This window comes from Fibrobacter sp. UWH9 (genome assembly GCF_900129715.1).
Classification (GTDB): Bacteria; Fibrobacterota; Fibrobacteria; order Fibrobacterales; family Fibrobacteraceae; genus Fibrobacter.
In genome coordinates, this window is the sequence record NZ_FQWP01000004.1 from 214,298 (window position 1) to 226,486 (window position 12,189).

The window sequence follows — 12,189 nt, forward strand, 5'->3', positions numbered from 1 at the left end:
ATGCTAGTAGAAAAAGGTGTGCATTTCCTGGCCATCGAAGGCGTTATCGGTGTGGGAAAGTCTACTCTCGCGAAGATTATTTCGGAGAGGTGGAATGCCATGTTCATCGAGGAAAATTTTGCCGAAAACCCGTTTTTGGAAAAGTTCTACCAGAACAAGTCGGCTTACGCCTTCCAGACACAATTGTTCTTCTTGCTGGAACGTCACAAGCAATTGCAGAATAGCGCCATGCAGAGCGACATGTTCCATGAACTGCGGGTCAGTGACTACACTTACGAAAAGGATCCGATTTTTGCTGCGCAGAATTTGACGGATAGCGAGTTTACCATGTACGAACAGGTGGCCATGGCCTTGAATAGGGACATTCCCCGCCCTGACCTGGTGGTCTACCTGCAGGCCAGCGTACCTACCTTGCTAAACCGAATTAAGGGTCGTGGTCGCCCCATGGAAAAGACCATCGAGGGGTCATACCTCCAGTCCCTGATGGACCGGTATGATCAGTTCTTTTGGAATTATCCCTATGCTCCGGTGTTGATCATCAATACCGACAATATCGATTTTGTACATAACGAATCCCACCTACAGCTGGTGCTGAATGCTATCGCAGAATGCCCCAGGCAAACGACTTATTTTGTTCCAGAAGGTAAATAATGCAAGTCATCACTTCAATCGATGTTCTACGTAAAACCCTGAAGCCGTTGGCTCAGCAGGGCAAGACTATTGGTCTTGTGCCCACCATGGGCGCTCTGCACGACGGTCACGGAGCCTTGATCAAGGCTTCGGTCAAGGATTGCGACGTAACGGTTGTCAGTGTATTTTTGAATCCCATCCAGTTTGGCAAGAACGAGGACTTGGACAAGTATCCCAAGCGTCTCGAAGCTGACGCCAAGCTGGCCGAATCTATCGGTGCCGACTATGTGTTCGCACCCTCCGTTGCAGAAATGTATCCGGATGGCGATCCTTTGACCATGGTCCGCGACGAAACTTTGGAAAGCATGTATTGCGGTGCCTACCGTCCGGGCCATTTCCGTGGCGTGCTCACCGTGGTTTCCAAGCTGTTCCTGATTTCCGGTGCCCATCACGCCTACTTTGGCGAAAAGGATTATCAGCAGGTGTTCCTGATTGAACGCATGGTGAAGGATCTGAACTTCGATATCCAGATTCACCGTGTGAAAATTGTCCGTGAAGAATCCGGCTTGGCTCTTTCTAGCCGTAACGAATACCTGAGCGAAGAAGAAAAGGCTCGCGCACTGGGTATTAGCGGTGGCTTGAAGCAGGCTAAGGACGCTTTCGATGCTGGTGAACGTAGCGTTGCTAAGCTTCGTGACTTTGTCCTGAAGTCCATCTTGGCCGCTCGCGGTACCGTGCAGTTCGTAGAAGTGGTGAACCAGAAGACTCTGCAGAAGTTCTCTGCAGGAATGCTGGCTCCCGAAGATAAGGTTGTCATCCTGGTTGCTGCCTTCTTCGGCAAGACCCGCCTCATTGATAATATTGAATTGAATTAGTCAGGAATCCGGCTGCGCCGGTAACTCGAACTTTCAAAAAAAAGACCTCGGTTTTAACCGGGGTCTTTTTATGCATAATGGGAATGCACTAAGCCTAGACGTTTACTTCTCTGTTGCTGTAAATACGCCGTCCCATTCTTCGCCTTCGGTGACAGGGGGGTGCTGCTTGTAGGCAATGCAACGTTCGATGTACACGTGGGAGGGGGTGGTCTTGCTTCCCGGGTCGCGGTCTGGGTGGTGGGGCTCCAGTTCTAGACACATATTGAACATCTGCAGGGCGGTGTCCCATTTCATGGCTAGGTAATATTGGCGGGCTTCTTCCCAGAGCTTTACCAATTGCTGCAGTTGGCTTTCGTTTTCGCAACCGACGTGTTCCAGCAGTTCGAAAGTCTTTACAGGCTGACTCTTACCCACAACGCGGATTGTATCCAGCGAACGGTAGATGAATCTGGACTTGTCCAGCTGCTGTTCGGTATCTTCGCTGATTTGAATGTAGGCTCCGTACTGCTTGGCTGCACTTTCTAGACGGGCGGCCAGGTTCACGGCGTCACCCATCATGGTGTAGTTCTTACGCATGGTAGAACCCATATTGCCGGTAACGATGTCGCCGGAATTGATACCGATTCTCATGTGCATGTCATGGACGATCTTTGGCCACTTGTTTCCTTCGCTGGCCCATTTCTTACGGAGCATCTTCAGTTTGCGCTGCATGTCCACGGCTGTATCGCAGGCGCTCTGGGCGTGGTTTTCTAGAGGCATGGGTGCTCCGAAGAATGCGATAATGGCGTCACCTTCATACTTGTCCAGAGTGCCTTCGTTCTGAAGGAGCGTGTCGGTCATGGCGGTCAGGTATTCGTTCAGCAAATCAACTAGTTTTCGCGGGTCGCCAATCTTTTCGGAGAAGGTGGAGAAGCTGGCGATGTCGGTAAAGTAGGCGGTAATGTTAGACTTTTCACCACCGAGGGTGGGCATAATTTCATTGTTCACCATGGCGTCGATCAGTGCCGGAGAGATGTACTGCTTGAACGCATCGTTGATGAATCGTTTTTCCTTGTTTTCGAAATAGAACTGCACCACCAGCGTGGTAATGTTGATGAGCAGCATGGTCGATAGAGGTCTCGATACACCGATGTAAAGCCCGTGGTCAAAGAAATTGTAGGCGACGTAGGTGTAGATAATCATTGACAGCAAGGAAATCGGCACAGAAATGTTGCTCTTGAAGCAAAGGCCGATTAACAGGCTGAATACGGCAAGAAGCAAGACGATAATCTGCTGCTTGTGTTCGCTGAGGGTAGTGACGTAGTCCCCATCCAGAATGTTCTTGATGATGGTGGCATGGATCAGCACGGCGGGATAGTTTTCTTCGTGGGGGCCGGACACAAAGTCGAATAGGGCCGCCGCGGCAGAACCCAGGATGAAAATTTTTCCCTGGTAAAGTGAGGGGTCGACACGGCCGTTGGATACGTCATAATAGGAAAGGTGCTGGAAGGTCCTCTGGCCCACTGTTGTTTTGTAATGGCCTTTGTAGTTGACCTGGTAACGGCCGAATTTGTCGATTGGAACTCGCTTGACGGGGCCGAAACGCATTTCTTCGCCGGGGGCGAGGTTCTTGATGGCCAGATTTTCTGTAAGCTTGATGTCGCGGATGACTTCGTCGGACAGGATTAGCTGATTGGATTTCCACTTTTTGGTAGACCTGTCATATCGGATGTCCATATCCATGGAAAGGTGAATGGACCTGTTTGCGGGAATCCGCTGAATGGAGTCCTGGAAGTACTGGATTGTCTTGACGATGTATCGGTTGATGATAATGTCGTCGCCTTCTTCGGGGTCGTTTAAAATGAATCGATTTCCGGAATTGTCTTCGTCGTCGAAACTCAGGGTCATGCCGTAGTTCAGGTTTACGGGGGCGTCTTCCTTGACCATGGCCAAGGTTTCTTCTGAGATGTTCAGCAGTTCCTGGGAAAGTCTTTCGTTCAGGTACTGACCCTCAAAAATTTCGAAGGTCAGCTGGCCCTGGCTATCCTTGCGGGCCACAATCTTGGACGAAATGTCGATAAAGTCCTTGGCAGCCTTTTTCTGGAAATCTGCATCGGCTAGGGCGCTGTGCAACGCCAGGAACATGGGGTAGCTGAAGTTGGGGTAGGTGGTGTGGTATATACCTGCAGAATCGCGGTAGATGCCAAAGGGCTTGCCTAGGTCGATGTATTGCCCCATCTTGATCTGGACGTTTTCGGGTTTTTGACCGAATAGATGGAGGATGGTCATCAGCGACATGGTGGAGTAAACCATGCTGGTGTCGTCGGGATAGAGTTCCGGACTGGGGAAGCGGTACAGCATGGAGACTCGGCGAACAACGCCATCAAGGTCCGGATAGGCGTTCACGGATCCTAGCTTGGTTCCTGCCTGGGCCAGTTCCGGGAAAATATTGTCTAGCAGTTCCTTGGGTTCTACCTGGTCAATTTTGTCAATCTGGTCGTTGCGGAATACCGAACTATATCCAACTTCGTCGGCACGTTCCTTGGAACTGAGGGGGCGCCACTGGGATTCGTGCTTGTAGGATTTGGCGTCATCGAACATGTCGCATACGATGGAGTTGCCGCCAGCCTTGATGGCTGCGACCAGCATGGAATCGTAGTTGAAGAAAGCCCTGATGCTAGGCTTTAGGGAATCCCAGTTGCTTTTGGGGCTAATGTTTGATAGGAGGGTGTTTACCTGTCCTGCCTTCTTGGATCCAAAGTCTGCACTTTTTAGCAAGATATCAAAGCCGATGGCCGAAGCGCCGCCTTCGTTCAGGTGGCGGACCACGTTGGCGTGGATGGAACGGTCCCATTCGTTATAAGGGCCAAGCTTTGCCAGGGAGGGTTCGTCGATATCTACGATGATGATGTTGGGGTCAGAATTGTTTTCCAGGGAAATCTTGTCGTCTACCTGTTCATCTTCTTCGTCCTTGGTATTTGTAACGCCCTTGAAGAATAAATCGTAAAAAATATTTTCAAGGGATTCTGCACCGTTGCGGGTCATGCCCGTAATGTCGTTCTGGGTGCTTCCGAAAATAAGAATGATAAAAACAAAGAAGGCTGATATCAAAAGGCCCGAGGCGACCTTCTTGATTCTCTTGGAAATCTTGATTTGTTTTTGTTCGTTCCTTGAATTTTTCTCTTCCATAGAAATAAAGATAATAAGATGGAAAGGATTGACACTTTTGTGTCATGAAAAGTGAGTATATTTTAGCGGTAAAATTTGCGGAGGCATTTTTGGCTACACAAAGAAAAACTTCTGGCTCTAAGAGGGGTTCCAAGGGGAATAAAAAGGGAAAGTCTAGTTCGACTAATCCGGTCGATGATGGTCAGGGCTTTGGCCTAGTTCTTGGCGGTTGGTTTCTTTTTGCCATAGGCGTTCTGCTTCTTTTGGGTTGCGTAAGTTCTGTCTATAGCGGAACACACGGTAACTGGTTGGGCCCTTATCTAGGCAAGATGATTCCGGATGGGGTGACTTTGCTGTTTGGCAAGGTCTCTGTGCTTTTCTTTACGGTGTCCCTGATTCTGTGGGGGCTTGGTCTTGCCTTTTCGGGAATTCGGGGCCGTTTGATTCGCTATGGACTTGGCCTGACATTGATTTCCCTGGATCTGTCGTTCCTGCTTGCTCTTAAAAACTATGGCTTTGCCCAGGTTTCCGAAGACGTGCTCGCCTTGAGTGGAGGCATACTTGGACAATTTTTTACCCAGAATATCGCCATTCCGGTTTTTGGTGCTGAGTCCTGCATTGCGCCCTTGATTATTCTGGCTGTAACGTTCTTGCTGATCCTTGTGCTTTCTTTTGGACTTCGCCCGAGGCATTTTTATTTCATTGTGCAGGGTACGAAATGGATCCAGAATACTTTCAGGAAAAAGGAACCGCTGGAAGGTGAGGTGGTGGATGCGTCAGGTACCCAGAGCAACATTTCCATGAAAAGGTCGAGGGGCGCTGATTTGGACCGCGCCGTAGATGCCGGGGTTTTGCCCAAGGGCGCCTATATGGACGACAACACGGTTATGCTGCAACCCGATGAATTTAAGATTCGCAGGAAGGGGAAGGTTGTTCCCTTTAGCGGCCGCAACAACTGGCTGGGAACGATGGACGGCGTGGCTCCCGTGCCCGCAACGCCCACCCAGGAAAATCCTGTTGTTCGTAATCCGGTGGAAATTGCTCCGGAACCTCTGCCAGAACCGACCATGAATGTGGCTGGTGAATACAATATGGACGAAGATCCTGAAATTCGCCGACTTGAGGAATATCTGCGTGTCAATGGACGCAATATGAACGCCCTTGAAATCGTAGAGGTGAAGGACCGTATTGCCGCTCTGCGCAGGGCCCGCGAAGTGATTGCCTGGGAAAAGGAACATCGCGGCCGCATGCAGGTAAAGGGTGATGTCCGTCGTGAAGACGGAAAGCCTTCCATGGCTACAGAAGCTATTGTGGATGTTCCTGTTGCTGATCCCGAACCGACAAGAGTGGCGGGCGTTGCTGCCGAAGCGGATGATGCTGCTGAAAAAACTTTGACTCCGTCTTTTGATCCGGAATCGCTGCTTGGTGGTGATGGTGGACGTGATGAAACCTGTGCCCCTGTAGTTTATGGTGCTGACGATGGCGCCGAAGACGATGGCGAGGGCTTTGTTGCGTCTGAAGACTCTTTGGGTGGAACATTGAACGGTTGTAAGGCTGCCCCTATTCCGCAGCCGGATCCCACAGAAGTTTATGACGAATATAAGGTTCCTTCCATTGGCGATATTCTTAATGATCACGAGGCTCAGACTGCGGATTATACCGAAGAAGAGTTGAATGCCATTGGTAAGATGCTGGAAGAAAAACTGGAAAACTTCAAGGTGAAGGGACATGTTATCGGTTGCGAAACGGGCCCCATGATCACTCGTTTTGAAGTGGAACCTGGGCCGGGTGTAAAGGTAAGCCGCTTTACTGCGTTGCAGGAAGATTTGGCCATGCCCCTGCGAGTGACTTCTGTTCGTATTCTCGCTCCCATCCCCGGTAAGGCTGCAGTGGGTATTGAAATTCCCAATCGCAAGTTCCAGACTGTTTTCAGTAAGGATGTTTTTGAAAGCGAAAAATTCAAGCCGTCCCCCGAAAAGATTTTGGTGGCCTTGGGTAAGGATATTACTGGCGAGGCCTTTACCATGGATTTGGCCAAGGCTCCTCATTTGCTGATTGCCGGTCAGACCGGTTCCGGTAAGTCTGTTTGCATTAACGCCCTTATGGCCAGTATGCTCTTCAGTAAGACTCCCGACGAACTCCGCATGATTCTTGTGGACCCGAAGGCGGTGGAATTGAAGATGTACGAAAGCATTCCCCATTTGCTGGCTCCGGTGATTACCAAGCCCGAAATCGCCATTCAGGCATTGCAGTGGCTGTGCTATGAAATGGACCGTCGCACCGAAGTTCTTGCGACAGCCAAGGTTCGTAACATTGGCGGCTTCAATGCCAAGTACGAAGCGGGTGAGCTGCCCGATGATATTCCTGAACAGGACAAGGGTCATCGTATGCCGTTCATTGTCGTTATTATCGATGAAATGGCAGACCTTATGATGGTGGCTGGTAAGGAAATCGAAAAGTCTGTAGCCCGTTTGGCTGCAAAGGCCCGTGCCGTGGGTATCCACCTGGTGCTCGCAACCCAGCGTCCTTCCGTGAAGGTGATTACGGGTATTATCAAGGCGAACTTGCCTACCCGAATTAGCTTTAAGGTGGCATCCCAGATTGACGCCCGTACCGTAATGGATCACGCCGGCGCCGAAAAACTTCTGGGCCGCGGTGATATGCTGTTTAAAGCTGTGAATGATCCGGATCCCGTTCGCGTTCATGGCGCCTTCCTGAGTGACGAGGAAGCCGAAAAGCTGGCGGATGCCTGCTCTAACCAGAATGTGTTCTTCCCGCAGGTGGAATCCTTTGACGTTTCTGAAGGCGTCGATGGAGACGATGATGGGGAAGGCGGCAAGCAACTTGGCAAACTTGACCCGTTGCTCTTTGACGTTGCATGCTGGGCTATTGAAGTGAGCGGTCTTTCCACTTCTGCGGTGCAGCGACACTTTAGTGTTGGCTACAGCCGTGCCGGTAAAATTGTAGATCAGCTTTATGGCCTTGGCGTTTGCGGCCCCAGCAAGGGAAACTCCAAACCCCGTGCGATGCTGGTCGGTATGGACGAACTAATGCAAATGGAACGCTCAGGAACCTTTAGATAAATAGTTACAAAGTACGATTTATGAATTACGAGAAGACAAATGGCGAGCTTTGCTCGCAAAATAAGAGGGCGGCAAAGCCGCGAAAAAAATCTCGTAATTCGTAACTCATAATTCATACCTCGAACCTCATACCTCGAACCTCATAATTATGCGTGAATATGCTCCTTCAAAAATCAATTTGTTTCTGGATGTCATCCGCAAACGCGAAGATGGCTACCATGATCTAGGTACCATTTTTCAGACTGTCGATGCCGGCGATACATTGAACGCCGAACTTCGCAACGATGGCGAGATTGTCCTGACCTACAACAAACCCCAGGAATATCCGGTTCAGTCCGACTTGGTATTCAAGGCTGCCGTCGCTCTTAAAGCCTATGCGGTGGAACAGGCCGAAACCTCTGCAAAGGCTGCCGCAGAATCCCTGGGCGCCGACCTTTATCTAGAAAAGGTGATGCCCCTTGGGGCTGGCCTTGGCGGTGGTAGTGCCGATGCGGCTGCGGCCCTTCGTGTGCTGAATCGCCTGTGGAATCTGAACTATGCAGCCGAAGTTCTTGAAGGAATCGGTGCAAAACTTGGTGCCGATGTGCCTTTCCTGGTTCGGGGTGGAACCGCCTTTGCCGAAGGCATTGGTGAAAAGTTGACTTTTATCGACCCGCTGCAACTTTCCGAAGGGGAATACCTGTTGATCTGCACGCCCCTGGATGCTGTCCCTACCAAGGATGCTTACGCCGGGGTGGCAAAGTCTGGTCCGGCTCGTTGGGATTCTTACAAGGCCGAATTCCAGTCTGCCGCTGACGATAAGACTCTCGTCTCCCGTCTTTCCTCTTTCATCTCGTTCAACGCATTTGAAGGATCCGTGTTCCCTCTGCATCCCCTGGTTGCCGAAATGAAGGCTGAATTTAGCCGTCTGGGGGCCAAAACGACACTCATGTCTGGTTCCGGAGCCTCTGTTTTTGGCGTTTTTGCCTCAAAGGAACTGGCTGAAACCGCTGCGGGCGCCATGAAATCCATCTCTAGATATCAAAAAGTGACTCGCTTTTGGGTGCCGACCCTTTAAAAAGTTGTCATTAATACTATATTTGCGCCACCATTGGGATATCGTCAAGTGGTAAGACAACGGATTTTGATTCCGTTATTCGCTGGTTCGAGTCCAGCTATCCCAATGTTTTTTTTTAATCATAAACTCGAATGGAGTAAATTATGGAACTCACTAAGCTCGTAGCAACCTCGAGAGTACAGGGCAAGAGCGCTGATAGCAAGCGTCTCCGCAAGGCCGGTCAGATTCCGGCTGTCTATTATGGTAAGGGTCAGGAAGCAGTGAATGTTAGCGTTAGCGCTATCGACGTTCGCAAGGTCCTCGCCCCGGGTAAGCGTTATACGCTTCTCGACCTCGTCATTGATGGCAAGGAAGGCAACGCCGCTGTAGTTTACAACTATCAGAAGGATCCTCTGACTCAGGAAATCATCCACATCGACTTCCTGAAGATCGACGAAACCACCAAGGTTAAGGTTCGCGTTCCCGTTAAGCTGAACGGCCTTCCGGTTGGTGTTAAGACCCAGGGTGGTACCTTTGCTCAGCAGAATCGCTACATCCAGCTGGCTGCTGTTCCCACCAAGATCCCCACTCTGATCGAAATGGATATCTCCAGCTATCCGGCTCCCACTACCTTCTACGCCAAGGATCTTCCGCTGACTGAAGGTGTGGAACTGGCTTGCACTCCGCGCGTCGTGATTTTCAACATCACCGCTAAGCGTGGCGCAAAGACTGAAGAAGCTCAGGGCTAATCCCTAGTTTCTACGGTTCTTTACCGAGATTAAAGACGCTCAAGTGAACTTCGGTTCCTTGGGCGTTTTTTTGTAATCAGGTGAAAACATCCTGGCCTTATTTTTATATTTGAGTCGGATATAAAAAGTCTGACTTTTAAGAAAGGAGAATGAAATGAAAAAGTTTTTTGCTGTTCTGGCTACTGTAGCCTCTGCACTTATGATCTGTGCCTGCGCAAGCAGCGAATCCAAGCCTGATTATGATTCTACCCGAGCTAACGCTCAGTCTGCATATCAGGAATTGGATAACGACGCTGAATAATTATGAAGCAAATCCTGCTTTTGCCGCTGGCCCTGTGGCTTGTCTCCTGTTCCCTTTCGTCTGACGCAAAGACTTCTGCCTCGGATGTTTCCGCGGTCCGAAATTCCGCAAATGCCGCCTACTCCGATTTAGGTCAGACGTCGGGGCAGCCTTCGGCCCAAACTGCGAATCCGTCTGTAAATCCGTCTGCGAATCCGTCTGCAGATCAGGGGCAGGCCGCAATAAACGCACAGTCATCTGGAACGTGCCCTGATGACACGGACCTTCGTGGCGAGGGAATTGATGCCGATTACAATCAGGCTGTGGTTTTGGCTCAGAAGGCCATTGCCGCCCAGATCCAGTCGACAGTATCTGCCGCAACTCACACCAAGGTGTCTTCTACTGAAGATGCTGATGGTCACGAAATCATCAAGTCCAGTTTTGATATGGAGACCAAGGTCCTGGCTCATCTTGAAAATGCCCAGGATGCCAAGGTTGTCTTGAAGCAGCCGCACAATGGTAAGGTGAAGGTCGTTGCCTGCATGTCCCGAAACGATGCCATGAAACCCTTCCGCTTCAAGGCCGGCGTTTTTCAGGATTCCCTCCACTTGTATGCCAAGACTTATGAGGGTGCATCGCATCCCCTTCAGAAAAACAAGACTTACAAGTTGGGCCGTCAGGTGTATATCCGTTATGTAGCCAATCGGGAAATCCTCCGTAGTTTCGGGATGGTTGACGAAGCATCCTCTGCTGCCACCGATGCCGATTACGCCTACATGCACAATGATTTTTCCCAATTCCTTTCCACCTATGCCATGTACTTTGAGGCTCCCGAGAACGATGTGGAACGTTCCATTTTCTCGGTGGTTTCGCAGAACTTTAGCGTGGTCAGTGGACAGTGCAAGGGCGGCCTTGTCCTGAAGGCTGGCGTTCTTGACCAGAATTGTAAGGAAGGTAGCTTGGGTATCAAGTGCTCTGCGACTTTGACCCTTACCGGTTCTTCTTGTGAAGGTGAACGTTATTTTGAACTGCATGCCAGTGCTGCCGGTACCGGCAAGTACGATGAAGCCGAGGCCATGGATCGCCTGAACAAGAATATCGGCAAGGCTGAATGGTTTGCGGATTGGCGTCGCGAACTGAACCGCTGGAGAATGAAGTGAAATTAAAAAAATCATTGATTTTAGCTTTGTGCATCGTGTCTTTGGCTTTTGCCAAGTTCGCTCCCCAGCCCTCTGCGAATCCCTCTGTCAAATATGCCCCAGACGATGAATATGTGGAAGAGCCTGATGTACCGCCATCGGTAAGGCTGAAAATTCCTTCGGCCATTGCAGATTCCTTGCCCTGGTTTGCTGTACGCGAAGTGAGTGTCGCCAATACTCCTTTTACCAAGATGCACCTGACTAAGCTCGCCCAGAATAACGACCGTGTGGCCCTGGTCTACTTTGCCACCTGGTGTATTCCCTGCCGCGTGGGAGTCAAAAATCTGGCCGCCGCCGAAGCCCTGTTGACCCAGAACAAGACCGAAGTTGTTCTTGTGAATATCGGTGAAACTGATGAAAAGGCTATTGCACGTTGGGTCGAAAAGTTGGGTGCTAGTCGATTTAAGGTCGTTGTGGACCCCTTCAAACGTATGACCGAGAATTTCGGCATCACCCGTTCCGGTGAAGAGATGTCTTTGCCCAAGACACTGGTGGTGGATTCCAAGGTCAAACCGGTGAAACTCATTGGCAAGGAAGGCGGCGACTGGCCCCAGGCCCTTTGGACAAAGTAAATTAAAAGTTTGAGGTTAACATGTATCTGATTGTCGGTCTCGGAAATCCTGGAACTCAGTATTCTAACACCCACCACAATGCCGGTTTTATGGCTGTCGAAAAATTGGCTACTTCCGGTGACTGGAAATCTGAACACAAGGCACTGACCCAGAAGGTGGTTGTCGGTGGGCAGGAATGTCTGCTGGCCAAACCTCAGACCTATATGAATTTGTCTGGCGAGTCCGTTCAGGCTCTTATGACTTGGTATAAAATCAAGCCGGAACAGCTACTTGTTTTTAGTGATGATATTAATCTCGATGTGGGTCGCATCCGTTGCCGTGCCAACGGCAGTCATGGCGGTCAGAATGGCCTTCGTAATATCATCGAGAAAATTGGTGACAAGTTCCCCCGCATCCGCTTTGGTGTGGGTAAGTGCCCTCCCAAGTTTGACCTTTCCAACTGGGTGCTTGCGAAGTTCCCGCCCGAAGACCGCCCTGTTTTCGACGAGGCTCTCGAAAAAGTCAAACCTCTGGTGGAATGCTACTTCAAGTTCGGCATTGAAAAGTGCATGGAACGCTATAACGGCAAGTAATTCCTTTTGACGTGTCGCTCGGTTTTTTCTATCTTATCTTTGCAAA

General features: G+C 50.2%; 10 protein-coding genes and 1 tRNA gene. 10 read left to right on the forward strand and 1 reads right to left on the reverse strand.

The features are described 5' to 3' along the window. Both BUB94_RS05460 and panC read left to right on the forward strand, forming a co-directional pair. Positions 1-651 (forward strand): deoxynucleoside kinase, encoded by a 651-nt coding sequence (locus BUB94_RS05460; protein ID WP_073158131.1) that lies wholly within the window; start codon positions 1-3, stop codon positions 649-651. Next, a complete protein-coding gene (gene panC, locus BUB94_RS05465; protein WP_073158134.1) occupies positions 651-1,505 on the forward strand; it encodes a pantoate--beta-alanine ligase in 855 nt (284 codons plus the stop codon). Before BUB94_RS05460 ends, panC begins: the two co-directional genes overlap by 1 nt. Before the next feature lie 102 nt (positions 1,506-1,607). Here panC and BUB94_RS05470 read toward each other — a convergent pair whose 3' ends face one another. Continuing rightward, positions 1,608-4,673 carry an adenylate/guanylate cyclase domain-containing protein gene (locus BUB94_RS05470; protein ID WP_073158137.1) on the reverse strand — a complete coding sequence of 1,022 codons (3,066 nt, stop codon included), beginning with the start codon at positions 4,671-4,673 and terminating at the stop codon, positions 1,608-1,610. An 89-nt stretch (positions 4,674-4,762) separates the two neighbouring features. Between BUB94_RS05470 and BUB94_RS05475 the strand changes: the two genes are divergently transcribed. The 8 genes from BUB94_RS05475 to pth all read left to right on the forward strand — a co-directional run bounded on the left by BUB94_RS05475 (position 4,763) and on the right by pth (position 12,143). Beyond that, positions 4,763-7,735 carry a DNA translocase FtsK gene (locus BUB94_RS05475; protein ID WP_073234879.1) on the forward strand — a complete coding sequence of 991 codons (2,973 nt, stop codon included), beginning with the start codon at positions 4,763-4,765 and terminating at the stop codon, positions 7,733-7,735. A gap of 148 nt (positions 7,736-7,883) precedes the next feature. Next, positions 7,884-8,792: a 4-(cytidine 5'-diphospho)-2-C-methyl-D-erythritol kinase gene (gene ispE, locus BUB94_RS05480; protein WP_073158142.1), complete on the forward strand. Its 909-nt coding sequence runs from the start codon at positions 7,884-7,886 to the stop codon at positions 8,790-8,792. A gap of 34 nt (positions 8,793-8,826) precedes the next feature. Beyond that, positions 8,827-8,898: transfer RNA gene (locus BUB94_RS05485), tRNA-Gln, on the forward strand. Positions 8,899-8,935: 37 nt separating this feature from the next. Beyond that, the gene (locus BUB94_RS05490; RefSeq protein ID WP_073234882.1) at positions 8,936-9,520 is read left to right on the forward strand and encodes a 50S ribosomal protein L25; all 585 of its coding nucleotides are present in this window, start codon (positions 8,936-8,938) and stop codon (positions 9,518-9,520) included. A 154-nt stretch (positions 9,521-9,674) separates the two neighbouring features. Further along, entirely contained in the window at positions 9,675-9,821 is a 147-nt protein-coding gene (locus tag BUB94_RS16680; RefSeq protein WP_158236659.1) for a hypothetical protein, read from the forward strand. Positions 9,822-9,823: 2 nt separating this feature from the next. Further along, positions 9,824-10,960, forward strand: a complete 1,137-nt coding sequence (locus BUB94_RS05495) for a hypothetical protein (protein ID WP_073234885.1) — start codon at positions 9,824-9,826, stop codon at positions 10,958-10,960. Next, positions 10,957-11,571 (forward strand): TlpA disulfide reductase family protein, encoded by a 615-nt coding sequence (locus BUB94_RS05500; protein WP_175549681.1) that lies wholly within the window; start codon positions 10,957-10,959, stop codon positions 11,569-11,571. Before BUB94_RS05495 ends, BUB94_RS05500 begins: the two co-directional genes overlap by 4 nt. A 20-nt stretch (positions 11,572-11,591) precedes the next feature. Then, entirely contained in the window at positions 11,592-12,143 is a 552-nt protein-coding gene (gene pth / locus BUB94_RS05505; protein WP_073234891.1) for an aminoacyl-tRNA hydrolase, read from the forward strand. The last annotated feature ends 46 nt before the right edge of the window (positions 12,144-12,189 follow it).

Coding starts and splice junctions, on each gene's coding strand:
- BUB94_RS05470 (WP_073158137.1), bottom strand. CDS start 4,673: ATGGAAGAGAAAAATTCAAGGAACGAACAAAAACAAATCAAGATTTCC.
- panC (WP_073158134.1), top strand. CDS start 651: ATGCAAGTCATCACTTCAATCGATGTTCTACGTAAAACCCTGAAGCCG.
- BUB94_RS05495 (WP_073234885.1), top strand. CDS start 9,824: ATGAAGCAAATCCTGCTTTTGCCGCTGGCCCTGTGGCTTGTCTCCTGT.
- BUB94_RS16680 (WP_158236659.1), top strand. CDS start 9,675: ATGAAAAAGTTTTTTGCTGTTCTGGCTACTGTAGCCTCTGCACTTATG.
- BUB94_RS05460 (WP_073158131.1), top strand. CDS start 1: ATGCTAGTAGAAAAAGGTGTGCATTTCCTGGCCATCGAAGGCGTTATC.
- pth (WP_073234891.1), top strand. CDS start 11,592: ATGTATCTGATTGTCGGTCTCGGAAATCCTGGAACTCAGTATTCTAAC.
- ispE (WP_073158142.1), top strand. CDS start 7,884: ATGCGTGAATATGCTCCTTCAAAAATCAATTTGTTTCTGGATGTCATC.
- BUB94_RS05490 (WP_073234882.1), top strand. CDS start 8,936: ATGGAACTCACTAAGCTCGTAGCAACCTCGAGAGTACAGGGCAAGAGC.